A 25,376-nucleotide genomic window follows, 5' to 3' on the forward strand; every position below is an offset into this window, starting at 1 on the left:
CATCCACTGCGCAGAAAAAGCCCTCCACAAGACGCAGAGTGTTGTTGCGGCTGCCGCTTATCAGCTATGCTATGCGGATCTCTCTTTATGATATGAAACAGATGATGCTACAGGCGTAGCTGTTTTTCACTATAGGACCACCGGCCGCCATGCAAGAGCAATACCGCCCAGAAGATATCGAAACGCAAGTACAGCTTCACTGGCAAGAGAAGCAAACTTTTAAAGTCACTGAAGACACCAGCAAAGAAAAATATTACTGCCTATCTATGCTGCCGTACCCTTCAGGGCGCCTACATATGGGGCACGTTCGTAACTATACCATTGGTGATGTTATCTCCCGTTACCAGCGTATGCTGGGCAAAAACGTATTACAGCCAATCGGTTGGGATGCATTTGGCTTGCCTGCTGAAGGTGCTGCGGTAAAAAACAATACCGCGCCAGCGCCTTGGACTTACGACAACATCGAATACATGAAGAACCAGTTGAAACTACTGGGCTTCGGCTACGACTGGGATCGCGAGATTGCCACCTGTAAACCAGATTACTATCGTTGGGAACAGTGGTTCTTCACCAAGCTGTATGAAAAAGGCATGGTCTACAAAAAGACCTCCGCAGTTAACTGGTGCCCGCACGATCAAACCGTATTAGCTAACGAACAAGTGATCGAGGGCTGTTGCTGGCGCTGTGACACGCCGGTTGAACGCAAAGAAATTCCACAGTGGTTTATCAAAATCACTGATTACGCTGACCAATTGTTAAACGATCTGGACACGCTTGAAAGCTGGCCGGAGCAAGTGAAGACGATGCAGCGTAACTGGATTGGCCGCTCTGAAGGGGTTGATATCGTTTTCAATGTCGCTGATAGCGACGATAAACTCTCAGTCTATACCACCCGTCCAGATACCTTTATGGGTGTGACTTACGTTGCGGTTGCTGCGAGTCATCCTCTGTCATTGCAAGCGGCAGCCACTAATCCAGCGTTGGCTGATTTTGTTGCTGAATGCCGTAATACCAAGGTTGCCGAAGCTGAAATGGCCACCATGGAGAAAAAAGGCATGGCAACCGGTCTGTATGCCATCCACCCTTTGAGTGGTGAGAAATTACCAATTTGGGCGGCGAACTTCGTCTTGATGGATTACGGTACTGGCGCGGTGATGGCGGTTCCTGGCCACGATGCTCGCGACTATGAATTTGCATCCAAATATAACCTACCAATTAAGCCCGTTATTTTAGCGGCTGATGGCAGTGAGCCAGATTTGAGTCAGGAGGCAATGACCGAGAAAGGCACATTGTTTAACTCTGGCGAGTTTGATGGTCTGAATTATGAAGATGCCTTTAATGCCATTGCCGATAAATTGGTTGCTCTGGGTGTTGGTCAGCGGAAAGTGAATTACCGTCTGCGTGACTGGGGTGTGTCTCGTCAACGTTACTGGGGTGCGCCAATTCCAATGGTGACACTGGAAGATGGTACTGTCGTCCCAACACCAGAAGATCAATTGCCCGTTATTCTGCCTGAAGATGTGGTGATGGACGGTATTTCTAGCCCGATTAAGGCTGATCCTGAGTGGGCTAAAACTACCGTTAACGGGATCCCGGGCCTGCGTGAAACAGATACTTTCGATACCTTTATGGAATCGTCTTGGTATTACGCACGCTACACCTGCCCACAATTTGACGAAGGCATGCTGGATCCAGCCGCAGCAAACTACTGGCTGCCAGTCGATCAGTATGTGGGGGGGATTGAGCATGCCATCATGCACCTGATGTATTTCCGTTTCTTCCACAAACTGCTGCGTGATGCTGGTTTGGTTGATTCTGATGAGCCGGCTAAACGCCTGCTGTGTCAGGGGATGGTGCTGGCTGATGCCTTCTACTACACCGGCCCTAACGGTGAACGTATCTGGGTTTCACCGGTTGACGCCATTGTAGAGCGTGATGAGAAAGGCCGTATTGTTAAGGCCAGTGATGCCGAAGGCCATGAACTGGTTTACGCTGGTATGAGCAAAATGTCGAAATCGAAAAATAACGGTATCGACCCGCAAGTCATGGTAGAAAAATACGGTGCCGATACCGTACGTCTCTTTATGATGTTTGCCTCACCCGCAGAAATGACCTTGGAATGGCAGGAGTCTGGCGTTGAAGGAGCTAACCGCTTCCTGAAACGTGTTTGGCGTCTGGCCTTTGATCACACCGCAAAAGGAGCTACCGCACCACTGGATATTGCCAGCCTAACGGAAGAGCAGAAATCCTTACGTCGTGATCTACACAAAACAATCGCCAAAGTCACTGATGACGTGGGCCGCCGTCAAACCTTCAACACCGCTATCGCTGCAGTGATGGAGTTGATGAATAAACTGGGTCGCGCGCCACAGGAAACCGAGCAAGACCGTGCTCTGCTGCAAGAAGCATTACTGGCAGTGGTTCGTATGCTTTATCCATTCACCCCTCATGTGTGCTTCAGCTTGTGGCAAGCACTGGGTGGCGAAGGTGATATCGATACCGCCCCATGGCCAGTGGCTGATGAGCAAGCGATGATCGAAGACTCTAAATTAGTGGTCGTACAGGTTAATGGTAAAGTGCGTGGACGAATTACTGTGCCAGCCGATGCCACTGAGCAACAAGTGCGTGAACGTGCTGCTCAAGAGCACCTGGTGGCTAAATACCTAGATGGGGTTACCGTGCGTAAAGTAATCTATGTCCCTGGCAAACTGCTTAACCTGGTAGTGGGTTAAGACGAGGAGGAGTTGTGCGACATCGTATTCTGACGCTGTTGCTGGGGTTAGCGGTGCTGGTCACCGCTGGCTGTGGCTTTAATTTGCGGGGCACCACTCAGGTGCCACCTGAACTGCAAAAACTGTTGCTGGAAAGTGGTGACCCCTACGGTCCACTAACCCGTGCGGTGCGCCAACAGCTACGCTTAAGCAACGTCACCATTGTTGATGACCCAATGCGTAAAGATTTACCAGCGCTACGGATTCTCGGCTCTACTGAAAATAAGACCACTGTGTCAATCTTCCAAAACGGTGTTACGGCTGAATATCAGTTGGTGCTGCATGTAAATGCTCAGGTATTAATTCCTGGACATGATATTTATCCACTGCGGGTTAATGTCTTCCGTAGCTTCTTCGATAACCCGTTAACCGCACTTGCGAAAACGGCAGAAGCCGATGTTCTCCGTCAGGAAATGCGTGATCAAGCAGCTCAACAGTTAGTTCGTCAACTCCTGACAGTACATGCTGCGGAAGTCAAAAACGCACAGGAAGAAGGGAGTACGGCTGTCACTACAGGTAGTGCTAAAACGGCCGATGTCAAAGAAATCAACATTGGCAAACCTGCAGTCAGTACCTCAGCCAAATGATTCGTATTTATCCTGAACAACTTGTCGCGCAGCTCCATGAAGGGCTGCGCGCTTGCTATTTGTTGTGCGGTAATGAACCTCTATTACTACAGGAAAGTCAGGATCACATTCGTCGAATCGCGGCTCAGCATGATTTCAGCGAACACTTCAGTTTTGCACTGGATGCCCACACTGAATGGGACAACATCTTTAGTCTATGTCAGGCTCTGAGCCTATTTGCCAGCCGCCAGACACTGCTATTGAGCTTCCCTGAAAGTGGCTTGACGGCACCGATGAATGAGCAATTAGTCAAATTATCGAGCCTACTACACCCTGATATCTTACTGATACTACGGGCAAACAAACTGACCAAAGCACAAGAAAACAGCGTCTGGTTTAAAGCTCTTAGCAAGAACGGTGTCTTTGTCAGTTGCCAAACACCCGAACAAGCTCAACTCCCCCGCTGGGTCAGTGCACGTGCCAAAAGTCTTAATTTGGACGTTGATGACGCGGCCATTCAACTGCTGTGCTATTGCTACGAAGGTAATCTGCTGGCGTTATCGCAGGCACTGGAGCGGCTATCACTGCTTTATCCTGACGGTAAGCTGACATTGCCCAAAGTTGAACAAGCCGTCAACGATGCTGCGCATTTCACACCTTATCACTGGCTTGATGCTTTATTAGCAGGGAAAAGCAAACGCGCTTGGCATATTCTGCAACAATTACAACAGGAAGACAGCGAGCCAGTTATTTTGCTGCGTACCCTGCAACGTGAATTATTGCAGTTATTAACGCTCAAACGCCGGATGGAACAGGTGCCACTGCGCACGTTATTTGACCAATTCAAAGTCTGGCAGAATCGCCGCCCAATGATGACTCAGGCGCTACAACGTCTTTCTATGCGGCAACTACAACAAGCCGTTCATTTGTTGGCACAGATGGAAGTCCGCCTTAAGCAGGATTACGGCCAATCAATCTGGCCTGAGTTAGAAACGCTATCTATGCTGATCTGTGGAAAAACATTACCCGAGAGCTTTTTTGATGCCCAATAACTCCCCGACTCGCGCCCTTCATGCCCTGTTCGGCGGTACATTTGACCCCATCCATTATGGTCATTTAAAGCCGGTTGAAGCATTGGCTCAGGAAGTTGGTTTACAACGCATTATTTTATTGCCCAATAATGTCCCGCCCCATCGCCCTCAACCCGAGGCCAATGCACAACAACGGCTGAAGATGGTCGAACTGGCAGTGACAGGCAACCCATTGTTCAGCGTCGATTCACGCGAGTTATTACGCGATAGCCCATCATTCACTATCGATACACTGGAATCACTGCGTAAAGAACGTGGTGCTGAACAGCCTTTGGCATTTATCATTGGGCAGGACTCATTATTGTCACTGCATAAATGGCATCGTTGGGAATCGCTATTGGATATGTGCCATCTGTTGGTGTGCGCCCGCCCCGGTTATTCACAAACATTGGACACAGTAGAATTGCAGCACTGGCTTGAAGCCCATCAGGTCTTTGATCCACAGGTGTTGAGCACACGATCACATGGGGCTATCTATCTGGCAAATACGCCTTTATTGGATATTTCTGCTACCGATATTCGCCATCGGCGTCATCAAGGTGAGAGCTGTGATGATCTGCTGCCGCGAGCTGTCCAGCGATATATTGAGTTACAAGGTTTATATCGAGGCTGAGGGTTTATATCGCGACGCATTGACCCATGTTATACTCCGCCGCTAAATTTCAGGTATTCGCTGAAAACCCCTGTGAAATAACATAAAACAGTTGGCTTTCAGCGGCATCCTGCCGATAAATCAATCATAACCGTTCACTGCCGGTCACTCTCGACGGGTTTTCCCGTGAGACAGTACCTGAGAGCGTTATGGACAGAAACCACCTGAGGGGGAACCTTTGCAAGGTAAAGCACTCCAAGAGTTTGTTATCGACAAACTCGATGATTTAAAAGGCCAAGACATCGTTGCTATTGATGTTCAGGGTAAATCCAGCATCACTGATTGCATGATCATCTGTACCGGGACCTCCACTCGCCATGTTATGGCGTTGGCTGATAATCTGGTTCAGGAATCCCGCAAGGCAGGCATGATACCTTTGGGTATCGAAGGTCAGGGTGTATCTGACTGGATCGTTGTCGATTTGGGTGAAGTAATTGTGCATGTTATGCAAGAAGAAAGCCGCCGTATGTATGAACTGGAAAAACTCTGGAGCTAAGCGGTGAAACTGCAACTGGTAGCCGTCGGTACCAAAATGCCAGACTGGGTGCAGACAGGTTTTATGGATTACCTGCGCCGCTTTCCCAAAGATATGCCCTTTGAGCTGGTAGAAATACCCGCAGGGAAAAGGGGCAAAAATGCGGATATCAAACGTATTTTGGAAAAAGAAGGCGAACTAATGCTGGCGGCGGTTGGTAAGAACAACCGCATTGTCACACTGGATATCCCAGGTACACCTTGGGAGACTCCGCAGTTAGCTCAACAATTAGAGCGCTGGAAGCAGGATGGCCGTGATGTCAGCCTGTTGATTGGCGGGCCGGAGGGGTTAGCCCCGGCCTGTAAAGCTGCAGCAGAGCAGAGCTGGTCGCTCTCTCCGTTGACGCTACCACACCCTTTAGTGCGCGTTTTAGTGGCTGAAAGCCTTTACCGTGCCTGGAGCATTACGACCAATCACCCTTATCATCGGGAATAAGCGGGCGATGAATTTGAGTAACATGATGACCCTGAATAGAATGAAGTAAGCTGCGGGATGAAAAAAGAACCTAACCCTTTTCGCGACTATTCGGCTGAATCGGCCCTGTTTGTCCGCCGTGCCCTTGTGGCTTTCCTCGGTATCCTGCTGTTAAGCGGGATATTGGTCGCAAACATGTACAATTTGCAGATAGTCCGTTTCGAAGACTATCGCACCCGTTCCAATGAAAACCGCATTAAACTGGTACCTATCGCCCCTAGCCGTGGCATGATTTTTGACCGCAACGGCACCCCTCTGGCGATGAACCGAACTATCTATCAGCTAGAGCTGATGCCCGAAAAAATCGAAAACCTTTCTGCGACCCTCAATGCACTGCGCCCGATAGTCGATTTGACGGATGAGGATATCGCCAATTTTGAAAAAGAGCGTAAACGCTCACGCCGCTTCACCTCTATTGCGGTAAAAACACCGCTCACCGAGGTGCAAGTCGCCCGTTTTGCCGTAAATCAATTCCGCTTCCCCGGCATTGAAGTCAAAGGTTATCAACGCCGCTTCTACCCCTATGGCTCTGCACTAACCCATGTTATCGGCTACGTCTCCAAAATTAACGATAAAGATGTGGAGCGGTTGGATAAAGAAGGTATCTTGGCTAACTATGCTGCCACTCACGATATCGGCAAGCTGGGTATTGAGCGCTATTATGAATCTGTCTTACACGGCAAAACCGGTTATGAAGAAGTTGAAGTCAACAACCGTGGCCGAGTCATTCGCCAATTGCATGAGCAACCACCTCAGGCCGGTAAAGATATTTACCTGACACTTGATTTGCATTTGCAAACTTATATCGAGCAACTTCTCAGTGGCAGCCGCGCCGCAGTGGTGGTTACGGATCCGCGTACCGGCGGAATATTAGCCTTGGTGTCAAACCCAAGTTATGACCCTAACCTGTTCGTTGATGGCATATCTAATAAAGATTATCAGGGGTTATTGAACGACCCAAATCGCCCACTGATTAACCGCGCGACTCAAGGTGTTTACCCCCCTGCTTCGACGGTAAAACCTTATATTGCCGTTTCTGCGCTCAGTGCTGGCGTGATCAATAAAAACACCAGCTTGTTTGATCCCGGTTGGTGGCAATTGCCAGGCTCCGAAAAGCGCTTCCGTGACTGGAAAAAGTGGGGCCATGGCCGGTTGAATGTCACCAAGGCGCTAGAAGAATCGGCGGATACCTTCTTCTACCAAGTAGCCTATGATATGGGGATTGATCGCTTATCCTCATGGATGAGCAAGTTTGGTTACGGTGAATATACTGGTATCGATTTATCCGAAGAGCGGGCGGGTCTCATGCCAACCCGTGAATGGAAACAAAAGCGCCATAAAAAACCTTGGTATCAAGGGGATACAATCCCAGTGGGTATCGGTCAGGGATATTGGACGGCAACGCCTATCCAGATGGCAAAAGCGTTGATGACACTAATTAATGATGGGGCCGTTAAAACACCTCATTTGCTGCAAAGCACGCGCATTGATGGCGCATTAGTCCCTTATAAACAAGAAGATACAACCCAGATAGGGGATATCCATTCGGGTTACTGGGAAATTGCTAAAGATGGCATGTATGGTGTAGCCAACCGTCCAAACGGAACCGGTCGTAAATTCTTTGAGGGGACTCCCTATAAGGCGGCAGCTAAATCGGGTACCGCGCAGGTTTACAGCTACGAGACCTATAATGCCCATAAAGTGGCGGAACATTTGCGTGACCATAAGTTGATGGTCGCGTTTGCACCTTACGAAAACCCGACCGTCTCAGTCGCCATGATTTTAGAAAACGGCGGTGCAGGGCCAGCGGTGGGGACGATTACCCGCCAAATTCTCGACCACATTTTGTTGGGCGATAACAATACTGAATTGCCGGATGCCACCCCCCTGCCTCCGGGCGTCGAAGCCGACTAGTTGAAGCGGATTAAGGTAACTCATGACTGATAATCAACAAAAGGGTTCGTTGTGGTACAAAATGCACATCGACCTGCCGTTTCTGATTTGCGTACTGGCTCTGCTGGCTTATAGCGCTTTTGTCATGTGGAGTGCCAGTGGGCAAGACATAGGTATGATGGAGCGCAAGGTTGGTCAAATTGCCATGGGCCTGGTTGTTATGCTGGTGATGGCGCAGATACCGCCTCGCGTCTATGAAAGCTGGGCGCCTTATCTCTATTTTGTGTGCGTCATCTTACTGGTGTTGGTTGATGCATTTGGGCAAATAAGTAAAGGGGCACAACGCTGGTTAGATCTGGGTTTTATTCGTTTCCAGCCCTCTGAGATTGCTAAAATTGCAGTTCCGCTGATGGTCGCACGCTTTATGAACCGTGATGTCTGTCCGCCCTCATTGAAAAATACGGGTATTGCGCTGATTTTAATCTTTATGCCTACCTTACTGGTTGCGGCTCAACCCGATCTTGGCACCTCTATCCTGATTGCCGCTTCTGGTCTGTTTGTATTATTCCTTTCAGGTATGAGTTGGCGTTTAATTGCCATTGCTGCTGTGCTCGTTGCTGGATTTATTCCTATTCTCTGGTTCTTCCTGATGCACGGCTACCAACGGGATCGTGTAATGATGCTGCTGGATCCAGAGAGTGACCCACTTGGGGCCGGTTATCATATTATTCAGTCGAAAATAGCCATCGGTTCGGGTGGGTTATCAGGTAAAGGCTGGTTGCACGGAACACAATCACAGTTGGAATTTTTGCCAGAGCGTCATACTGACTTTATCTTTGCTGTACTGGCAGAAGAGTTGGGGTTAATTGGTGTACTGGTGCTGCTGGCACTTTATCTCTGTCTTATCATGCGTGGTTTGGTGATTGCTGCCCATGCGCAGACGACCTTTGGCCGGGTGATGGTCGGCGGATTAATGCTGATACTCTTTGTATATGTGTTTGTTAACATAGGTATGGTCAGTGGAATTTTACCTGTAGTTGGCGTACCTTTGCCTTTGGTCAGCTACGGAGGCTCGGCGCTGATAGTCCTGATGGCCGGGTTTGGTATCGTGATGTCGATACATACTCATCGAAAAATGTTATCTAAGAATTTATAGAGGTGAGCAATGCGTAAGGAATGGCTTTGGGCAGGCATCGCAGGCGTGCTGCTATCAGCATGTACCAATCAGCCCCCGGCACCGCAGCAACAAGTGCAGCAGACATACAATGGCCCAGTTGAAGAAATTGGTGGTGCGGAACCCCGCTACGAGCCTTTTAATCCTAATTTTAATCAGGATTACAAAGCGAATGGTCAGTCATACACCATCGTCAAGGATCCACAAAACTTCACTCAAATTGGCTTGGCTGCTTGGTATGGTGAAGAAGCGAATGGCAATTCCACCGCGACTGGCGAAATTTTTGATCCCAATGCGCTGACCGCTGCCCACCCAACCCTGCCTATTCCAAGCTATGTGCGCGTCACTAACATCAGCAATGGCCGCCAAATTGTCGTCCGCGTAAATGACCGTGGCCCTTATACTCCGGGCCGGGTCATTGATTTGTCCAAAGCCGCTGCCGACCGTTTAAATATCTCAAATAATACCAAGGTAAAAATTGATTTTATCAATGTGGCACCCGATGGTTCATTATCTGGTCCCGGCATGGTCGGCACGACTATTGCCAAGCAAAGTTATGCGTTACCTAGCCGCCCGGATCTGACCTCCGGTGGCATGGGAACCCCTATTCAGCAAGATGCTCCGGCAGTGAGTGCGCCAGTGCGTCCGATCGATAACAGCAATTTGTCAGGTGCTGATGCCACACAACCCGTTGCCCCACAAAGTAGCGGTTTCCTACGCGCCTCAACACCGGTACCGGCTGGGGTGCTGGAAAGTTCAGAACCGGCGCTGAGTAGCGCCACTCCCACACTGAATTCTGACCCCGTCAGGCCACCAGTCGTTGCTAATCCAGGCCCTGTGACCTCATCAGCGGCGACCACCCCATCAGCAGCCACAGCAACATCTGGCAGCTATGGGTATGTGGTGCAAGTGGGGGCATTGAGTGATGCACAGCGCGCACAGACCTGGCAACAGAGTTTGAGTCAGCGTTTTGGTGTGCCGGGGAAGGTTGCGACCAATGGTAGCGTACATCGTGTCCAGCTTGGGCCGTTCAGTACTCGCCAGCAAGCTGTGGCGCTTCAACAACGCCTGTCGAGTGAAGCACAACAGCAATCATTTGTCGTCGCGGCGCCATAAATGATGTTCCAAGGTATAGACATACCTTGTAGCAATTTAAGGTCGGTCTGGTAGAAATAACCGTAACTCTCTGTACAAACAGAATGTTACGGTTGAAAACATAATCATAACCGCGTAGAGAAATCTGCCGGTAAAAATGCATAAACGCCACATGGGTGTATATCCAAATTTATTGATGCTGCGGGGAGGTGAAAGCTGCGCCCTGCAATATCAATGAAGAAGGGTATGTTATAGTGTGGCATGTTCTTAACTTACTCCCACGGATGTTGTTGTCCTGATCATGAAATATGTAACTACTTCTCGCATTATCAAGAGCCTGGCGCTCGGCACTGTTATTGTTATGAGCGCAGCGTCTGCTGCAAACGCTGATGACGTCAATCTGAAAACCATGATCCCCGGCGTTCCACAAATCGATGCGGAAGCCTACATTCTGATTGATTACAACTCCGGTAAAGTTTTGGCTGAAATGAACGCAGATACGCGTCGCAACCCAGCCAGTCTGACTAAAATGATGACCAGCTATGTTATTGGCCAGGCCATCAAAGCAGGTAAAATCGGGCCGGAAGACATGGTTACCGTGGGCAAAGATGCATGGGCGACCGGCAATCCTGAGTTCAAAGGTTCCTCGTTGATGTTCCTAAAGCCCGGCGACCGTGTGCCCGTGTCTAAGCTGACCCGCGGCATCAACCTGCAGTCAGGTAATGATGCTTGTGTTGCGATGGCCGACTACGTGGCGGGTAGCCAAGATTCATTCGTTAATCTGATGAACAACTACGTTAACGCTTTAGGCCTGAAAAACACGCATTTCAAAACGGTTCACGGTTTAGATGCTGACGGCCAGTTCAGTTCTGCCCGTGATATGGCGCTGATTGGTCAGGCACTCATTCGTGATGTGCCCGATGAATATGCCATTTATAAAGAGAAAGAATTTACGTTCAACAATATCCGCCAGACCAACCGCAATGGTTTACTGTGGGATACTAGCTTAAACGTTGATGGCATTAAAACTGGCCACACCGAAGCTGCGGGCTACAATTTGGTGGCATCAGCAACTGATGGGCAAATGCGTTTGATTTCAGCCGTACTGGGTGGTCATACCTTTAAAGGCCGTGAAACTGAAAGCAAAAAACTGCTGACTTGGGGTTTCCGTTTCTTTGAAACTGTTGCACCGCTGAAAGTGGGTAAAGAATTTGCCTCTGAGCCGGTCTGGTTCGGCGACAGTGATCGTGTGCAGTTAGGGGTGGATAAAGACGTTTACCTGACTATCCCTCGTGGCCGAATGAAAGACCTGAAAGCCAGCTATGTACTCAATACACCTGAAATTCATGCCCCTCTGGCGAAGAATCAGGTTGTCGGAACAATTAACTTCCAGTTGGATGGCAAAACCATCGATCAACGCCCATTAGTGGTGATGAACGAAGTGAAAGAAGGCGGCATCTTTAGCCGCATGGTTGACTACATCAAGCTGATGTTCCACCGCTGGTTCGGTTAGTCCTCTGATTTCACCCTATAGATTTCAAGAGTACAACTCACTTGAAAGATGATGGGGATACTTGAAAATCAGCAAGCCAGCCCCATATTAAAAATAATATGAAACTCCCGCTCTGGCGGGAGTTATAATTTTAGAGTCGGATGCTTTAATCCTAATCTGGTCCGGCGACAACCCAGGAGCGCACATGAAAACTAAACTGAACGAACTGCTTGAGTTCCCTTGTTCTTTTACCTACAAGGTAATGGGCATTGCTGAACCTCAGCTGGTTAACCAGGTGGTTGAAGTGGTACAGCGCCATGCTCCGGGCGATTATACCCCGCAGGTAAAACCGAGCAGCAAAGGCAACTATCACTCTGTTTCCATCACCATCACAGCAACTCATATTGATCAAGTGGAAACGCTGTATGAAGAATTGGGCAATCTGGAATTAGTGCGGATGGTGCTGTAATTTAGCCCATTTGGCCTGCTGACAAAATATCCCATCAATTCAACACCGCCTCATATAATGGCCTGGACAGCAACGCTCTCTGGGCCTTATTTTTGTCTTTTTCCTTTTAAACAATATCGTTATCCCTGCGAATTAAGCGGTAGATTTGTGTTTAAAATATCAAACTGATTTTTAAAATGTCAAAATAGTGGCCCCACACTGCTGGGCTGGTATACTGACGCCACCATTTCTGTAACCAGATGATGCCTCGCTTGCAACAACACAAGATCATTTTACGCCAGCTCGGGTTACAACCCTATGCCCCCGTATCTCAAGCCATGCATAACTTCACTGAGTTTCGCACTGCTGCCAGCGCGGATGAAATCTGGCTGGTTGAACATCAGAAAGTCTTTACTCAGGGTCAGGCCGGAAAAGCCGAACACGTATTAATGCCCGGTGATATACCGGTCATCCAAAGTGACCGCGGTGGGCAAGTCACCTACCATGGCCCCGGCCAGCAAGTCATGTACATCATGATTGATCTCAAACGCGCCAAATTGGGTGTGCGGCAGTTAGTCACCGCCATTGAGAATACCGTGATACAAACGCTTGCCCATTTGGGTATTGAGTCGCAAGCTCGTCCGGATGCGCCTGGTGTCTATGTCGGCCAGCAGAAGATATGCTCGCTTGGATTGCGCATCCGTCGGGGATGTTCATTTCATGGTCTGGCATTAAACATTGCGATGGATCTGGAACCCTTCCAGCGCATTAATCCCTGTGGCTATGCCGGTATGCAGATGACTCAGGTCAGCGCATTGAAAATAGGTACCACTGTTGCTGATATCCAGCCGATATTGGTGCATGAATTTACCCGTCAGCTAGATTATCCCGAGGCAGAACAACAGCCTTGGTCGCTGGCGGACTATGTATCATCCGACACAAAATAAATGCCCCAACCACAGCCACTAACACTTACAAAATTGGGGGCTGAATGACGTGGGGCAAAGATGATATAATTTTTAAACAATTTTCAAATATTTTTTAACGAACGCCACATCCCGTTGAATTTAATGAAAAATCTCAAATTGAGAGATTCAGAACTGGAACCAGCACGATTATGAGTAAACCGATTCAGATGGAACGCGGCGTCAAATACCGTGACGCAGATAAAATGGCGTTAATCCCGATTAAAACCGTGGTTACCGAACGTCAAGAGCTGCTACGTAAACCCGAATGGATGAAAATCAAACTCCCTGCTGACTCCAGCCGTATTCAGGGTATCAAGGCAGCAATGCGTAAAAATGGTCTGCACTCGGTTTGCGAAGAAGCATCCTGCCCTAACCTGTCGGAGTGTTTTAACCACGGTACCGCGACCTTTATGATCCTTGGCGCGATCTGTACCCGTCGTTGTCCATTCTGTGACGTCGCCCATGGTCGTCCGGTGACACCAGATGCCAATGAGCCGGAGAAACTGGCCCAGACCATTAAAGATATGGGGCTGCGTTATGTGGTTATCACCTCTGTTGACCGTGATGACCTGCGCGACGGCGGTGCCCAGCATTTTGCCGATTGCATCTCCGCGATACGTGCCAAAAATCCAACCATTAAAATTGAAACACTCGTGCCTGACTTCCGTGGTCGTATGGATCGTGCACTAGATATTTTGACCGTGACCCCACCAGATGTGTTTAACCACAATTTGGAAAACGTTCCTCGGGTATATCGACAGGTTCGTCCAGGGGCTAACTATGAGTGGTCGCTTAAATTATTAGAGCGCTTTAAAGAAGCGCATCCTGAGATTCCAACCAAATCGGGTTTGATGGTTGGTTTAGGTGAGACCAATGCCGAGATAGTAGAAGTGATGCGTGATTTACGCCGCCACGGAGTGACCATGTTAACGCTGGGGCAGTACTTGCAACCTAGCCGTCACCATCTACCGGTACAGCGTTATGTCAGCCCAGCAGAGTTTGATGAGATGAAAGCTGAAGCTATGGCTATGGGCTTTACCCATGCCGCTTGTGGCCCGTTCGTTCGCTCCTCTTATCATGCCGATCTGCAAGCAAAAGGATTGGAAGTCAAATAAGCAAATCGGGTCTGAATAGACGTTTTGACCTGAGTAACTGAAATAATTTATTACACCTTAGACAACCAATAAATAAAAACGGATTTCCAGTGGAGATCCGTTTTTTTGTTATCCGCTATTATGCCGTGGCATGATAATACGCGAATCAAAAGATGATGAGTCTACCGGGATAACCGAAATAGAGGCCCTCTCCGTGAGTACAATCAGTCTTTATGCTCGTTTGGCGGTGTTATTTTGGTATCGATTGCTGCTTTAGATTCAGCCGTCGTACTCGCCGATGGCGCATCATCATTGCCCATGGCCTTTTTAAAGCCTTTCAGAGCGGCACCTAAGTCTGCCCCAAGCGTACGTAATTTGCTGGTACCAAACAACAATACGATTAATATGCCGACGACCAGCAATTTGGTAATACTGATACCTTCCATACTCACCTTCTTGGTTAGCACTGTTCATTTAATCATGGGCTATTTACGAATAAATCACCGATTAAAACAACAGTAATATGTAACAGATTTAGTTAGTGAACTATGATTTATTCAAGAGTCTATGCATCCTGATTTTTGACTCATTCCGGATGAGACATTGCCGTTAACATCCCCCTAAAGCAGAAAAAACGAGGGAACCGCCAATTGCCTTATTCAACGAGAATAAATACCCGCCGATCAGGATTAAGTTTTGCTAAAAGGACTTATTTACCACGAGCATTTGGCTTAGGCATTGGTATGTTTTGTGTCGGCTCAGTACTCTACACACAAAATGCTTCATTATGGTTATGGCTCGCACTCGCTACTAATGGATTGATCTGGCCACATATTGCTTTTTTGCTAGCCTTGCGCTCAGAACAACCGTTCGAACAAGAAATAATAAATATGAAAATAGACTCGGCACTGGGTGGTGTCTGGGTCGCAATAATGTCATTCAATGCTCTACCATCGGTCGTTATTCTCTCAATGATGAGTATGAATAATATAGCTTCTGGCGGGAAAAACGTTTTTTGCAAAGGACTGGCATTACAAATTGCCTGTAGTTTACTGACTGCATGGATATTTAATTTACCCTTTAAGCCAGAGACCTCGCCGCTCCAAGTTTATGCCTGCTTACCCATGATAATTATTTACCCTTCCCTGCTTGGATTAGTAACCTATAGAACAGCAAAACGTTTGGCCGAAAATAAAGAAGAGCTTTTACGCATTAGTGTAAGAGATGGATTAACGGGCTTGTACAACCGCAGACATTGGGAACATCAGCTACATAATCAATTTGATAGTTGTCGTCGTTACCAACACGGTGCCACACTGATTTTACTTGATATCGATAACTTTAAGTCTATCAACGATACTTTTGGTCATGCCGTCGGCGATGAAGCCATTACCGTTCTTGCAGAAGAGTTATTATTAGGACTGCGAGCCATTGATATTGTTGGTCGCTATGGTGGGGATGAGTTTGGTGCTATTTTGCCAAATACGACGGCGGAGCAAACGCGGGAAGTATTAATTAGGATTCAAGAAAAACTAGCAGATTTAGTTTTTACCCAAGCCCCTCCATTGCAACTTAGAGTCAGCGCTGGTATTGCCGACTACCGGCACGACATGATTAACTATCAACAATGGCTGAAAGCGGCTGACTCTGCGCTGTATGTGGCAAAAGATAATGGCCGAAACCGTATTGAATTGGCGAGCTGAACAAGGCACTTAATACAGGTGCCAATAAAAATAGGTATTTATGTTTAATACATTAATTGCAGTATTTATTGGTGGGGGCATGGGTAGCGTTGCCCGTTGGCTGGTCAGCATGAAGTTAAACAGCTTATCAAGCAATCTTCCGGTGGGGACACTCATTGTAAACCTACTTGGCGCTTTTATTATTGGCCTAACATTAGCGCTATTTACCCGTATTGCGCACATTGATCCCGTTTGGAAGTTATTAATTACTACTGGATTTTGTGGGGGGCTGACTACATTTTCAACTTTCTCAGTTGAAGTTGTTTATTTAATTCAGGATGGGAAATTGGCATGGGCGGCTGGCACTATTTTACTTAATCTGGCCGGCTCACTCGCCATGACGATGCTGGCTTTTATGCTGGTTAATTCTTTTGTCAGTCAATGAATTTGCTGAGAGTCGTGTCTTAATGTTTTCTTAATCTTCGCATCGGATACTGGTCACCAGAACAGTTGGTCAATGGGGCAACTGATGCGCAGGATAAGATTTATGTTTAGTTTACCCAAAACAAGGGTTGAATGGTTGACAGTGATTTTTTGTCTGTTTATCACCACTGCTTTCTTGAAAATATATCTCTTTTAATTGCAGATCTTTCTGGTTGCGTCCCAACGCCACAAATAAAAACCCGCCTATTGAGGCGGGTTTTAAGAGATATGGGCTACTTAGATAGCGATAACATTAGCAGCAGATGGCCCTTTGGCACCGCTTGTGATTTCAAATTCTACACGCTGGCCTTCAGCAAGAGTTTTGAAACCGTTGCTTGCGATGGCTGAGAAATGAACGAAAACGTCCTTGCTGCCATCTTCTGGGGTGATGAAACCAAAGCCTTTAGCTTCATTGAACCACTTAACGCTACCTTTAATCTTAGACATCAAACTTACCTTTACGTGAATGTTGGACACAAAGTGTGTGTCAGATACAGTACAGCAATAGAACCGTTTTTTGTCCACGGCAGGGATCACAAAAAACAGAGAAAAAGTGAAAAGCCGCCTTTTTTTGCTCAATTTATAGCACAGAAATCCATATTTTTTTCTTTTACGACTCACCTTCACTGCTGTCCAAAAGCACCGTTAAACCACCAGACTGTATCTGAAAGCGATTCACCTGTATTATACTTACCCATTGGATACGCTAATATGAGATGCATGATGAACGGTAGAATAACAACTTTTTTTGAAGATAAAGGTTTTGGTTTTATCACCGATGAGAACGGAGATAACCGTTATTTTCACGTTATTAAAGTTGCTAATCCCGAGATGATCAAAAAAGGCGCAGAAGTGACTTTTGAGCCAACAACCAACACTAAAGGTTTATCTGCTTATGCGGTGAAAGTGGCTATTGAGAGTAAATATATATTCATAGCCAATGAGAGAATCAAACTCACTAGCATCAAATCATTCAATACCTTCACCAAAGAAGTTCCTGCGCAGGCTGAAGTTGATAAAGCCAACACCATCCTCTCAGTCAATTTACTGATGAATAAGATCCGGCCGCAGGAAGAAGATATTTCAGAAAAAACGGTACCACTAAGAATGTTGTCGATAACCACATTCCAAAATATAACTTATACATTTTCTGAACATGAAGTTGATATCGACAGTACGATTGCTAAGTTGAAGTGCATTTAATATTGGATACGGTTTTTACTGAAACCGCTTGAAATCATAACCAACCAACAGCCCCAAATATCATAATACTGGGGCTGCCCGGGTCCCTCCCCCGGGAATCTGATGCTGGCATCCCTGCCTGCAAGCATAAGAAAATCCCTTTGGTATTCTCTGGTGTTGACGGCAAAAGTAACTAAAAATCCAGTCCATTCTTCATACTAACTATTTGAACATAAACATTTTAATTAACTCTACATCAGTACGAGCACCCAACTTTTTCATCGCAGACCTTTTTTGCCCACTGACTGTCTTTTCACTCTTTTTCAAAATTCTGGCAATATCACCGCCCGAAAAACCCTCGTTAAACAACTTCAACACAATATTTTCATTCGGTGTTAAATATTGCCGCTCTGCTGATTCCAGACTTAGTACTTTGGTCACTTTGCGCTCAGTAAAATTATCTTTAATACCACGGAGCCTACGTTTAAGCACAGTAGTAATCTTGTTAGTCGCTGTATCGACAGAATCTTCTCGGAAGATCATAGTGACATTGCTAAATCTTGGGATACCCTGCAAAAAGCTATTCAATCTGGCATCACAAATCAAAAACACATCAGCTTCTGATGGTGCCTTATCCAGACGTTTTAACGCTTCAAAAAAACTAAACTCATCAACCCCAATAAAAATGACATCAGCAGAATAAAATGCTTTCCGATAGAATTTAATCTCTTTTTTAAATCCTAATGATGTGAATATCTTTTTTACGATAGCTACCATACCTAAAGTTTGATATTTATCGTTATCAACTATCATACAACTTATCATATTGGCCACACCCGTTAGTGCTTCAGCACCCTATGAATTGGTAACTCACATCTGTTTGTGATGTAATCAAATAGCATTACAAATTATAAAGATAGCCTAGTTCATACCCTACTTTTGAGTAGACCATAGGGGGGGTGGAAGATATATAGGATGTCAACACCGGAGAGTGTAGGAAACGTCTTTTTCTCTAAGAAATATTTCCTGATGCTTTATTTAAAATTAAGTTTCCATTACGTGACAGAATTGGGATTATATGTAAAAATACAAGAATATTAGTAGCCTAAATAGGATGGTTTAGATGCTAGACCTAAGCCCTATGAAGCTGAACATCTCATCTAACCCTATTCTAAGTCAGACTACTTTATGAGAAACGTAGGTTTACATGCCCTAAAAACGTTAAGCTGTTTTTCTGCTGTGACTTTTTATTCTGCCAGCAAGACTTGTACAGACCAGTGTTTTTTAGGTGGCGAAGTGATGGCCGTACTGTATTTTTTATCGATCATCGCCACTCCTCTATTTTTTATGATTATTGGTTACATCGACTCAAATGATGAGATAGATCAACAAGATATCCTGAGAAAATTAAAATCTATAATCAGTATTATTATCTTCTGGAACGTACTTTTCTACTTTATCAATGAAGATGGTTTTAAGCGAGGATACTTCTTACAAAGCTGGCTTTTATTCAGCATTGCCATTATTTACCTTATTAACCCAATAATTTCAAAAGTGTTAAAAAGTAACAGAACGGCAATAATAACCCTTTCTTGTTTGGTTATATTCTCCATTTCTATTGACCTCATCAGTGCTTTCAGTGAAAGACCTTACCTGATTGATTTTCCACAATACTTTAGATTGTGGACCTGGATTTTCTATTATATGACGGGTAGATTCCTCTGGTCGAAGGTCTGCCAAAAAATAACAAAAATGCCGCGGGTACTGCTTACAGCTAAAATACTCCTTATCCCGACAGCAATCTCGATGTATTACTATGAAAGTTTTATGTCGATACATGTATATAAAACAGTGAATGCAGGGTACTTCCTCGATAACTTGCATGTTTTAATACTGAGTTTATGTTTATTTGTCATATTTGATAACTTTGATACCCAATATGAATGGATAAAGAAAACATTAGCTTATATCAGCCCATCCATGATCGGAGTTTATATTCTGCATGATGGGATTTTCTACTTTATTGCCAGCGCATATAACTTATCGGATGTGACACTGAGATTCACTCTGCTGTTATCCGTATTCGCAGCATCGGTATTGTTATCGCGGATTTTATTACTCAATAAGTATACATCGCGCTTTATCTCATTTTGATTGATACGACCTCTGCTCACATCACAAGATGTGTCATATCATCAAAACAGAGAAAATGGGCTAATCCTATACAAACTCATTGAGGTAATAATGGCCGTCACTGTTAACAGCGAAAAATAACATACAGGCTTCCCGTCACAGATTTAATATCGAAAAGTGAAGGTGTTAAGTTAAAGCAATACCTTTATTGCAGAAATCAACTCATGGATGACAACAGCCCTATTCACTGAATTTGAATTAGGGTCAGTGTGTTACCAAATACAGCCCCAGTGTCAATATAGAGCTGATTTTTAAATAGTGATGGTGTGACCAGAGGCGTATGACCGAAAATAAATTTATCCGCCCCCACAATTTCCTGACTCTCCCCTTTCATCGCCGCATTCAAGCGCTTACGGTTCCATACAACTAATTGTTCGCTAACTGGTTTACCGTAAACATATTCATCAGCGGGGTAATCTGCATGAGCAATAACATATTTCCCACTGTCAGTATTTACTTCGATCACTAATGGCAATTCTTCCGCCCGTTTAATCAAGCGCTCTGCCTGATGTTTCTGGCTCTCCTCCAATAAGAAAAACCACCGCCCGCCATTTGCAATCCAAGTATCCGGTTCTCCACCTGCTAGCACATCAAGGGCCATTTGCTCATGATTTCCGCGAACTGCGCGGAACCAATAGGCGTTGAGCAGCTCATAGCATTCAATATTCTGCGCGCCACGGTCGGCAAGATCTCCGACTGAAACGACAAGATCTGACGCTCGCTCAAATTGCACACTGTCTAAAGCATTCATCAGTTTTTTATAACAACCATGAATATCTCCGACGATAAAGATACGTCGGTATTCGCTGCCATTAATTTTCTGGTACATAACAGGCTCCACAGTCAGTGCATTGCCTAATATTAACCTTAGTTGAATTGCATGCTTTATGAGCAAGTAGCGCGAGAGTTCAGCAAAAAATAGGGGCAAGATTGTGACCATCAGCACATGTACATACTTTTATCCACTTCAAGGGTGTCATGCCTGTACTCCCATCGGCGCATTTGGTCAAATGAAGTGTCGAGTGAAAGCCCTACGGCCTCACTTCAATCTGGCATGACGATGAGGAAACACGATGTCTATCTCCGCACGAAATCAGTTAGCTGGAACAGTACATTCCATTATTGAAGGCTCGGTCAATGATGAGGTCGTTCTCTCTTTAGAAGGAGGAGAAAAGCTAACCACCGTAATAACCAAAACCAGCTGTAAAGCATTAGGTTTGGCTGTAGGTAAACCTGCAATTGCCTTGATCAAGGCACCTTGGGTTATTTTAGCGTCGCTGGATTGCGGTTTGAATTTTTCTGCTCGCAACCAATTTACCGGCAAAGTTCAAACCGTCACTAAAGGGGCCGTAAACTCAACGGTTCATGTCGTTACCGCTAATGGGTTAGAGCTTATTTCAGTGATTACTAATGAAAGTCTGACAGAGATGGCTTTATCTGTCGGAAGTGAAGTCACTGCGCTATTTAAAGCATCAAGCGTGATTCTTGCGACTCAAAAATCTTGAACATTTTTGTCTTTTTTTCATGAATAAGGCGCCCTCAGGCGGCCTATTCATGGCTGATGTATCGAACGCAATGCAATTACAAAGGGCGATAAATATCTCTGTAATGCGCTAACCTTTCACGGAAAAAACTGCATTCCTCAGGCGAAAGTTTTGCTTCAATCTCACCAACATTAATTTTCTTTTTTTGGTTTTCCATAAATGCAACCGTGGATGCCACAAAGTCCAGGCTGGTATGACAATATGTGGAAACAAGCTTCTCAAGTGCTGACATGATAACCCCCTTATGCGGCCTAGCACGTGGTCAAATTTAACACAAATAATTATATTAAAACCGTGACCATGATCAATTTAAAAAGATTGCACACCGCTAAAATCCCAAGATTGGTGCTTTGATTGGTTTAATTGGATTTAAACTGAGCTTGGGTATTTTGTAGCGGATCGCTGTTTTTTCACTGATTTTCCGTTATCTTCTTGGGTATCCCACCGACTACCAACAATCTATGACTAGAACGGAACTGAAATGCGAAAAACAACGATGATTATGATTGCCATAGCTCTGGCTGTATTTGCGTATACTCACTTTACTGGTACCTAAGGCGGCCGAATCGTGCCGCCTTAAATGCCTATAACCGTCATCACAAAGCGAGTTCTTCCTCTTCATGATATTGATTTTGCCACATGGCTGAATATTGGCCATTGTTAAGCAACAACGTCTCGTGCCGCCCACGTTCAACAATTTCACCGGCCTCCATCACAATGATTTCATCTGCGTCAATGATGGTGGATAAACGGTGAGCGATAACTAACGTGGTGTGGTCACGGCTAACGTCGCGCAAGTGAGCCTGAATCTCGCGTTCAGTGTGGGTATCCAATGCGCTGGTTGCTTCATCAAAAATCAAAATCGCTGGATTTTTAAGGATTGTACGCGCAATCGCCACCCGCTGTTTCTCACCACCGGATAGCTTAAGTCCGCGTTCCCCCACTCGGGTATCATATCCATCGGGTAGGCTAACAATAAAGTCATGAATGTGAGCAAGTTTTGCGGCTCGTTCTATCTCTTCAAAACTGGAAGTAGTTCTACCATAAGCGATGTTATAACGCAGCGTGTCATTAAATAGCACCGTATCTTGGGGCACAATACCAATGGCTTCACGCAAACTCGCTTGGGTAACATTGCGAATATCTTGGTCATCAATATAAATCGCACCATCGGTCACATCATAAAAACGAAATAGCAAACGACCGAGTGTTGACTTACCTGCGCCCGAAGCTCCAACCACCGCCACAGTTTTGCCCGCAGGGATAGTGAAACTCACTTTCTTCAAAATAGGTCTACGTGGATCATAGCCAAAACTGACTGAATCAAAACGCACTTCACCTTTTGTAAGATGCAAAGCCGGAGCATTAGGACGATCAGTAATCTCTTTTTTCACCATCAACAAATCAAGCATGTTCTCCATATCAATTAATGCCTGTCTGATCTCCGAGTAAATAAATCCAAAGAAATTGAGTGGCTGATATAACTGAAGAAGATAGGCATTTACCAGTACGAAATCGCCGATAGTCATATGGCCTTGCGTAATGCCTTTCGCTGCCATGGCCATCATGACAACCAGCCCTATTGATATAATGGCAGTCTGTCCCAGACTTAACGCCGTAAAACTGAACTGATTTTTTATCGCGGCATATTCATAAAGTTGCCGTGACGTATTAAAACGTTGGGCCTCAAACTCTTCATTGCCAAAATATTTTACTGTTTCATAATTTATCAGGCTGTCGATAGATTTGGTGTTGGCATCCGCATTAGCTTGGTTCAATTCTCGCCGAAAGCGGGTTCGCCAACTAACGGCTATAACAGTAAATAAGATGTAACAGGCAACAGTGACAAGAATAGCAACCGCAAACCAGCCATCTAATAGATGCCACATGATCAAAGAGACCAGTGTTATCTCAAATAAAATAGGAAAAATAGAGAACAGCAAACGCGAAAGTACCGTCGCAACAGCTTGTGTTCCGCGTTCAATAGATAAAGATAACCCCCCTGTTTGCCGGTCTAGATGAAAACGTAAACTAAGTTCATGTAATTGCTTAAATACCCGTAGCCCAAGTAGCCGAGTTGCATTCTGGCTAATATGGATAAACATGACGTTACGTAATTCTTCAAATAAAGAGGCACTAATTCTCGCGACCCCATAAGCAACGATAAAGCCAATTGGAATCGCCAGCATCTTGGCACTTTCACTGCTTAACGCATCAACCATTGCCCTATAGGCGAGTGGAACCAGTGTGGTGCTGACTTTAGATGCCACCATAAAGATAACAGCAGCAATCAAGTAGTAGCGTAGTTTGGGGTTATTTTGGGGCCACAGATAAGGCAGCAGGAACTTCAGTAAACGGGAGCGATCCATATTTAGGTATCTGTCATCTCAGGTGAAAAAGCTGTCATTATTTTTTTATATTCTGCCACGTATCAGAGTAATGGGCTAATCAGGTGGATGATGTTCGCGACTTTGTATACCGGAAAAATCATTCATATTTTTTGAACAACATCAGCAATTCTCTTTGATATCCAAATTATGTGATCGGAGTAACATTTCTTCTATCGAAAGCAACCTGCTTTCCCATAAAAAACAGAAGAGAATTTATCATGAAAACAACTATCGCAGCACTGACCCTGATCGCAGCAATGTTAGCCCCAACAATTTCAATGGCAAATATCGGTGACCATGACAGCTATCAAGGTACTTACTCTATAAGCCAAGGCCAAAATACCAATACTGCTGGCCAGACTGCGAAAAACTAATACGTGAAAAGTCCCACTGAATTTCAGTGGGACTTTTTTAATGACAGGCTAGCGCTTATTTATTCTGAATACGTTCTATTGCTGTGTCATAAACAGGGTTATTTTTCTGCTCTTTTGCCAATTGATAATAGCGTAAAGCATCTGAGTTTTGACCCGCAGCTTCATAGATACGTGCAATATTGTAATTAGCCCCTGCACGAATTGTGGCAGCCTTTGGCCCACTGGCTAATGCAATAGCTTTACGATTAGCCCAAATAGCCTCCGCTGTTCGCCCCGCTTTCTGATAAACCAGCCCCAGATTACCGTATGCTTTACCGTTTTCGGCGTCAATATTGATTGCCTGAGTAAAAAGCGAAATCGCTAATTCTAAATCTTTATCCTGATAAGCTTTCTCACCCTGCAAATTCAAATTCTTAACCTGTTCAATTGTTGTGGGGCTAAGTGATGAGTGAGAAACAACAGCACTATTACTCAGTAGGGGTTGTAGCTGATTAGCGATATCTGACGCCTGAAGTGTCATACCGGCAAAGTTATTAATATCTTCAATTTCACCGGTTTTATTTATTTTGAAAACAGTCCATAAATTGCCCACTTTGCCTGTTGGCACATAGTAGGTTCGCACTAATGACTCACCAATATAGACAAAGACTTTCGCCTGGCTACTGGAAAGATTTGTGGTCTCACTGTCATCTTTATCGCTGTAGTCATGAACGGCATAGATATAATCCTCACCATATCGTTTTTTGCTTAATGTCACCGTTTCAGGGCCAAAACTGTCGGTATCATCAACATCAAGATTACCGTCTTCACCTATTTTGTGGTCGAAATAAATGTGATTACCGGGATAAACCATATGCGAGTCAAGGTCACTTGGCGTCTCCCCCCATGTCAGCACAACGCGAATGCTGTCTAATCCTTTCATTACGGGACTCAGCGCGTATGACATGCCATCGCAAGGGCATTTAACCACCAACGTTGAGTAGCCTTCTTTTTTAATGATAAGTATATTTTCGCCATCGTCCGCAGAAGCACTATTGATCTGCGCACTACCACTCGAATGAGTTGTCGCAGTGAGTGTCTGTCCGCCATTGCGTTGTAATAAGATGTTGGCGTCCGAAATTTTTTGATCTTTTACTGTCGCACTCAAAACATCAATATTGATATTCTGCGCATAGGCTGGAAAAAAGGAGAGTGTAAGCAACGAAATGATGCCAAGTTTGATGATCCTGTTCATGTAAAAAATTCATCCTAGTAAGATAAAAAAACCAATAAATA

The 25,376-nt window shown here is 45.4% G+C and carries 26 protein-coding genes; 19 read left to right on the forward strand and 7 right to left on the reverse strand.

Annotated elements, in window-relative coordinates; translation table 11 throughout:
• Positions 1 to 149 precede the first annotated feature (149 nt).
• The 13 genes from leuS (at position 150) to lipA (ending at position 14,274) form a co-directional block, all read left to right on the forward strand.
• Positions 150 to 2,732: a leucine--tRNA ligase gene (gene leuS, locus ACIOG0_RS15715; protein WP_050098949.1), complete on the forward strand. Its 2,583-nt coding sequence runs from the start codon at positions 150 to 152 to the stop codon at positions 2,730 to 2,732.
• Positions 2,733 to 2,746: 14 nt separating this feature from the next.
• On the forward strand, positions 2,747 to 3,358 hold the full coding sequence (lptE, locus tag ACIOG0_RS15720) for an LPS assembly lipoprotein LptE (RefSeq protein ID WP_050098951.1): 612 nt from the start codon (positions 2,747 to 2,749) through the stop codon (positions 3,356 to 3,358).
• Complete coding sequence (gene holA, locus ACIOG0_RS15725) at positions 3,355 to 4,389, forward strand: DNA polymerase III subunit delta (RefSeq protein WP_050295422.1); 1,035 nt, start codon at positions 3,355 to 3,357, stop codon at positions 4,387 to 4,389. The genes lptE and holA overlap by 4 nt, the downstream gene beginning before the upstream one ends.
• Positions 4,379 to 5,041: a nicotinate-nucleotide adenylyltransferase gene (gene nadD / locus ACIOG0_RS15730; RefSeq protein ID WP_050098954.1), complete on the forward strand. Its 663-nt coding sequence runs from the start codon at positions 4,379 to 4,381 to the stop codon at positions 5,039 to 5,041. Before holA ends, nadD begins: the two co-directional genes overlap by 11 nt.
• A 217-nt stretch (positions 5,042 to 5,258) precedes the next feature.
• Positions 5,259 to 5,576, forward strand: coding sequence for a ribosome silencing factor (gene rsfS, locus ACIOG0_RS15735; RefSeq protein WP_050098957.1), 318 nt, complete (start codon positions 5,259 to 5,261; stop codon positions 5,574 to 5,576).
• 3 nt (positions 5,577 to 5,579) lie between these two features.
• Positions 5,580 to 6,050 carry a 23S rRNA (pseudouridine(1915)-N(3))-methyltransferase RlmH gene (gene rlmH / locus ACIOG0_RS15740; RefSeq protein ID WP_050098959.1) on the forward strand — a complete coding sequence of 157 codons (471 nt, stop codon included), beginning with the start codon at positions 5,580 to 5,582 and terminating at the stop codon, positions 6,048 to 6,050.
• Between the two features lie 57 nt (positions 6,051 to 6,107).
• Entirely contained in the window at positions 6,108 to 8,003 is a 1,896-nt protein-coding gene (gene mrdA / locus ACIOG0_RS15745) for a peptidoglycan DD-transpeptidase MrdA (protein ID WP_050098961.1), read from the forward strand.
• A 22-nt stretch (positions 8,004 to 8,025) separates the two neighbouring features.
• The gene (mrdB, locus tag ACIOG0_RS15750; protein WP_050098963.1) at positions 8,026 to 9,138 is read left to right on the forward strand and encodes a peptidoglycan glycosyltransferase MrdB; all 1,113 of its coding nucleotides are present in this window, start codon (positions 8,026 to 8,028) and stop codon (positions 9,136 to 9,138) included.
• A gap of 9 nt (positions 9,139 to 9,147) precedes the next feature.
• Positions 9,148 to 10,272: an endolytic peptidoglycan transglycosylase RlpA gene (rlpA, locus tag ACIOG0_RS15755; protein WP_145582046.1), complete on the forward strand. Its 1,125-nt coding sequence runs from the start codon at positions 9,148 to 9,150 to the stop codon at positions 10,270 to 10,272.
• Between the two features lie 280 nt (positions 10,273 to 10,552).
• Entirely contained in the window at positions 10,553 to 11,764 is a 1,212-nt protein-coding gene (gene dacA / locus ACIOG0_RS15760) for a D-alanyl-D-alanine carboxypeptidase DacA (RefSeq protein ID WP_050098967.1), read from the forward strand.
• 184 nt (positions 11,765 to 11,948) lie between these two features.
• Positions 11,949 to 12,212 (forward strand): DUF493 family protein YbeD, encoded by a 264-nt coding sequence (gene ybeD, locus ACIOG0_RS15765; RefSeq protein WP_032818005.1) that lies wholly within the window; start codon positions 11,949 to 11,951, stop codon positions 12,210 to 12,212.
• 239 nt (positions 12,213 to 12,451) lie between these two features.
• Positions 12,452 to 13,138, forward strand: coding sequence for a lipoyl(octanoyl) transferase LipB (gene lipB / locus ACIOG0_RS15770; RefSeq protein WP_072086587.1), 687 nt, complete (start codon positions 12,452 to 12,454; stop codon positions 13,136 to 13,138).
• 170 nt (positions 13,139 to 13,308) lie between these two features.
• On the forward strand, positions 13,309 to 14,274 hold the full coding sequence (gene lipA / locus ACIOG0_RS15775; RefSeq protein WP_050098973.1) for a lipoyl synthase: 966 nt from the start codon (positions 13,309 to 13,311) through the stop codon (positions 14,272 to 14,274).
• A gap of 203 nt (positions 14,275 to 14,477) precedes the next feature.
• Here the strand turns inward: lipA and tatA are convergent, their stop codons facing one another.
• Positions 14,478 to 14,699: a Sec-independent protein translocase subunit TatA gene (gene tatA / locus ACIOG0_RS15780; protein WP_050098975.1), complete on the reverse strand. Its 222-nt coding sequence runs from the start codon at positions 14,697 to 14,699 to the stop codon at positions 14,478 to 14,480.
• 204 nt (positions 14,700 to 14,903) lie between these two features.
• On the opposite strand from tatA, the gene ACIOG0_RS15785 reads away from it, so the two are divergent.
• Together ACIOG0_RS15785 and crcB are read left to right on the forward strand one after the other, a co-directional pair.
• Positions 14,904 to 15,956: a diguanylate cyclase gene (locus ACIOG0_RS15785; RefSeq protein WP_050295419.1), complete on the forward strand. Its 1,053-nt coding sequence runs from the start codon at positions 14,904 to 14,906 to the stop codon at positions 15,954 to 15,956.
• A gap of 40 nt (positions 15,957 to 15,996) precedes the next feature.
• Positions 15,997 to 16,380: a fluoride efflux transporter CrcB gene (crcB, locus tag ACIOG0_RS15790; RefSeq protein ID WP_050098979.1), complete on the forward strand. Its 384-nt coding sequence runs from the start codon at positions 15,997 to 15,999 to the stop codon at positions 16,378 to 16,380.
• A 275-nt stretch (positions 16,381 to 16,655) separates the two neighbouring features.
• Here crcB and cspE read toward each other — a convergent pair whose 3' ends face one another.
• Entirely contained in the window at positions 16,656 to 16,865 is a 210-nt protein-coding gene (gene cspE, locus ACIOG0_RS15795) for a transcription antiterminator/RNA stability regulator CspE (RefSeq protein WP_004716300.1), read from the reverse strand.
• 276 nt (positions 16,866 to 17,141) lie between these two features.
• Here cspE and ACIOG0_RS15800 point away from each other — a divergent pair, with 276 nt between their 5' ends.
• A complete protein-coding gene (locus ACIOG0_RS15800; RefSeq protein WP_050098980.1) occupies positions 17,142 to 17,621 on the forward strand; it encodes a cold-shock protein in 480 nt (159 codons plus the stop codon).
• 201 nt (positions 17,622 to 17,822) lie between these two features.
• Here the strand turns inward: ACIOG0_RS15800 and ACIOG0_RS15805 are convergent, their stop codons facing one another.
• Entirely contained in the window at positions 17,823 to 18,413 is a 591-nt protein-coding gene (locus ACIOG0_RS15805; RefSeq protein ID WP_050098982.1) for a LuxR family transcriptional regulator, read from the reverse strand.
• A gap of 375 nt (positions 18,414 to 18,788) precedes the next feature.
• Here ACIOG0_RS15805 and ACIOG0_RS15810 point away from each other — a divergent pair, with 375 nt between their 5' ends.
• Positions 18,789 to 19,754 (forward strand): acyltransferase family protein, encoded by a 966-nt coding sequence (locus tag ACIOG0_RS15810; protein ID WP_050098984.1) that lies wholly within the window; start codon positions 18,789 to 18,791, stop codon positions 19,752 to 19,754.
• Positions 19,755 to 19,977: 223 nt separating this feature from the next.
• Here the strand turns inward: ACIOG0_RS15810 and ACIOG0_RS15815 are convergent, their stop codons facing one another.
• Positions 19,978 to 20,622: a metallophosphoesterase gene (locus ACIOG0_RS15815; protein WP_050098985.1), complete on the reverse strand. Its 645-nt coding sequence runs from the start codon at positions 20,620 to 20,622 to the stop codon at positions 19,978 to 19,980.
• Positions 20,623 to 20,866: 244 nt separating this feature from the next.
• Between ACIOG0_RS15815 and ACIOG0_RS15820 the strand changes: the two genes are divergently transcribed.
• Entirely contained in the window at positions 20,867 to 21,298 is a 432-nt protein-coding gene (locus tag ACIOG0_RS15820) for a molybdopterin-binding protein (RefSeq protein ID WP_050295418.1), read from the forward strand.
• Between the two features lie 76 nt (positions 21,299 to 21,374).
• Here the strand turns inward: ACIOG0_RS15820 and ACIOG0_RS15825 are convergent, their stop codons facing one another.
• Together ACIOG0_RS15825 and ACIOG0_RS15830 are read right to left on the reverse strand one after the other, a co-directional pair.
• A complete protein-coding gene (locus tag ACIOG0_RS15825) occupies positions 21,375 to 21,569 on the reverse strand; it encodes a glycogen synthase (protein WP_050098989.1) in 195 nt (64 codons plus the stop codon).
• A gap of 364 nt (positions 21,570 to 21,933) precedes the next feature.
• Entirely contained in the window at positions 21,934 to 23,706 is a 1,773-nt protein-coding gene (locus ACIOG0_RS15830; protein WP_050098991.1) for an ABC transporter ATP-binding protein/permease, read from the reverse strand.
• Positions 23,707 to 23,945: 239 nt separating this feature from the next.
• Between ACIOG0_RS15830 and ACIOG0_RS15835 the strand changes: the two genes are divergently transcribed.
• A complete protein-coding gene (locus ACIOG0_RS15835; RefSeq protein WP_164908374.1) occupies positions 23,946 to 24,101 on the forward strand; it encodes a hypothetical protein in 156 nt (51 codons plus the stop codon).
• A 55-nt stretch (positions 24,102 to 24,156) separates the two neighbouring features.
• Here the strand turns inward: ACIOG0_RS15835 and ACIOG0_RS15840 are convergent, their stop codons facing one another.
• A complete protein-coding gene (locus tag ACIOG0_RS15840; RefSeq protein WP_128451503.1) occupies positions 24,157 to 25,335 on the reverse strand; it encodes a tetratricopeptide repeat protein in 1,179 nt (392 codons plus the stop codon).
• Between the last annotated feature and the right edge of the window lie 41 nt (positions 25,336 to 25,376).

Source organism: Yersinia vastinensis (assembly GCF_044905075.1).
Classification (GTDB): Bacteria; Pseudomonadota; Gammaproteobacteria; order Enterobacterales; family Enterobacteriaceae; genus Yersinia; species Yersinia vastinensis.

What these genes read in the sequence shown, in the direction of transcription:
- leuS (WP_050098949.1), top strand. Translation starts at nt 150, where the DNA reads ATGCAAGAGCAATACCGCCCAGAAGATATCGAAACGCAAGTACAGCTT.
- holA (WP_050295422.1), top strand. Translation starts at nt 3,355, where the DNA reads ATGATTCGTATTTATCCTGAACAACTTGTCGCGCAGCTCCATGAAGGG.
- nadD (WP_050098954.1), top strand. Translation starts at nt 4,379, where the DNA reads ATGCCCAATAACTCCCCGACTCGCGCCCTTCATGCCCTGTTCGGCGGT.
- mrdA (WP_050098961.1), top strand. Translation starts at nt 6,108, where the DNA reads ATGAAAAAAGAACCTAACCCTTTTCGCGACTATTCGGCTGAATCGGCC.
- mrdB (WP_050098963.1), top strand. Translation starts at nt 8,026, where the DNA reads ATGACTGATAATCAACAAAAGGGTTCGTTGTGGTACAAAATGCACATC.
- rlpA (WP_145582046.1), top strand. Translation starts at nt 9,148, where the DNA reads ATGCGTAAGGAATGGCTTTGGGCAGGCATCGCAGGCGTGCTGCTATCA.
- dacA (WP_050098967.1), top strand. Translation starts at nt 10,553, where the DNA reads ATGAAATATGTAACTACTTCTCGCATTATCAAGAGCCTGGCGCTCGGC.
- ybeD (WP_032818005.1), top strand. Translation starts at nt 11,949, where the DNA reads ATGAAAACTAAACTGAACGAACTGCTTGAGTTCCCTTGTTCTTTTACC.
- lipB (WP_072086587.1), top strand. Translation starts at nt 12,452, where the DNA reads ATGATGCCTCGCTTGCAACAACACAAGATCATTTTACGCCAGCTCGGG.
- lipA (WP_050098973.1), top strand. Translation starts at nt 13,309, where the DNA reads ATGAGTAAACCGATTCAGATGGAACGCGGCGTCAAATACCGTGACGCA.
- tatA (WP_050098975.1), bottom strand. Translation starts at nt 14,699, where the DNA reads ATGGAAGGTATCAGTATTACCAAATTGCTGGTCGTCGGCATATTAATC.
- crcB (WP_050098979.1), top strand. Translation starts at nt 15,997, where the DNA reads ATGTTTAATACATTAATTGCAGTATTTATTGGTGGGGGCATGGGTAGC.
- cspE (WP_004716300.1), bottom strand. Translation starts at nt 16,865, where the DNA reads ATGTCTAAGATTAAAGGTAGCGTTAAGTGGTTCAATGAAGCTAAAGGC.
- ACIOG0_RS15800 (WP_050098980.1), top strand. Translation starts at nt 17,142, where the DNA reads ATGAACGGTAGAATAACAACTTTTTTTGAAGATAAAGGTTTTGGTTTT.
- ACIOG0_RS15805 (WP_050098982.1), bottom strand. Translation starts at nt 18,413, where the DNA reads ATGATAGTTGATAACGATAAATATCAAACTTTAGGTATGGTAGCTATC.
- ACIOG0_RS15810 (WP_050098984.1), top strand. Translation starts at nt 18,789, where the DNA reads ATGAGAAACGTAGGTTTACATGCCCTAAAAACGTTAAGCTGTTTTTCT.
- ACIOG0_RS15815 (WP_050098985.1), bottom strand. Translation starts at nt 20,622, where the DNA reads ATGTACCAGAAAATTAATGGCAGCGAATACCGACGTATCTTTATCGTC.
- ACIOG0_RS15820 (WP_050295418.1), top strand. Translation starts at nt 20,867, where the DNA reads ATGTCTATCTCCGCACGAAATCAGTTAGCTGGAACAGTACATTCCATT.
- ACIOG0_RS15825 (WP_050098989.1), bottom strand. Translation starts at nt 21,569, where the DNA reads ATGTCAGCACTTGAGAAGCTTGTTTCCACATATTGTCATACCAGCCTG.
- ACIOG0_RS15830 (WP_050098991.1), bottom strand. Translation starts at nt 23,706, where the DNA reads ATGGATCGCTCCCGTTTACTGAAGTTCCTGCTGCCTTATCTGTGGCCC.
- ACIOG0_RS15835 (WP_164908374.1), top strand. Translation starts at nt 23,946, where the DNA reads ATGAAAACAACTATCGCAGCACTGACCCTGATCGCAGCAATGTTAGCC.
- ACIOG0_RS15840 (WP_128451503.1), bottom strand. Translation starts at nt 25,335, where the DNA reads ATGAACAGGATCATCAAACTTGGCATCATTTCGTTGCTTACACTCTCC.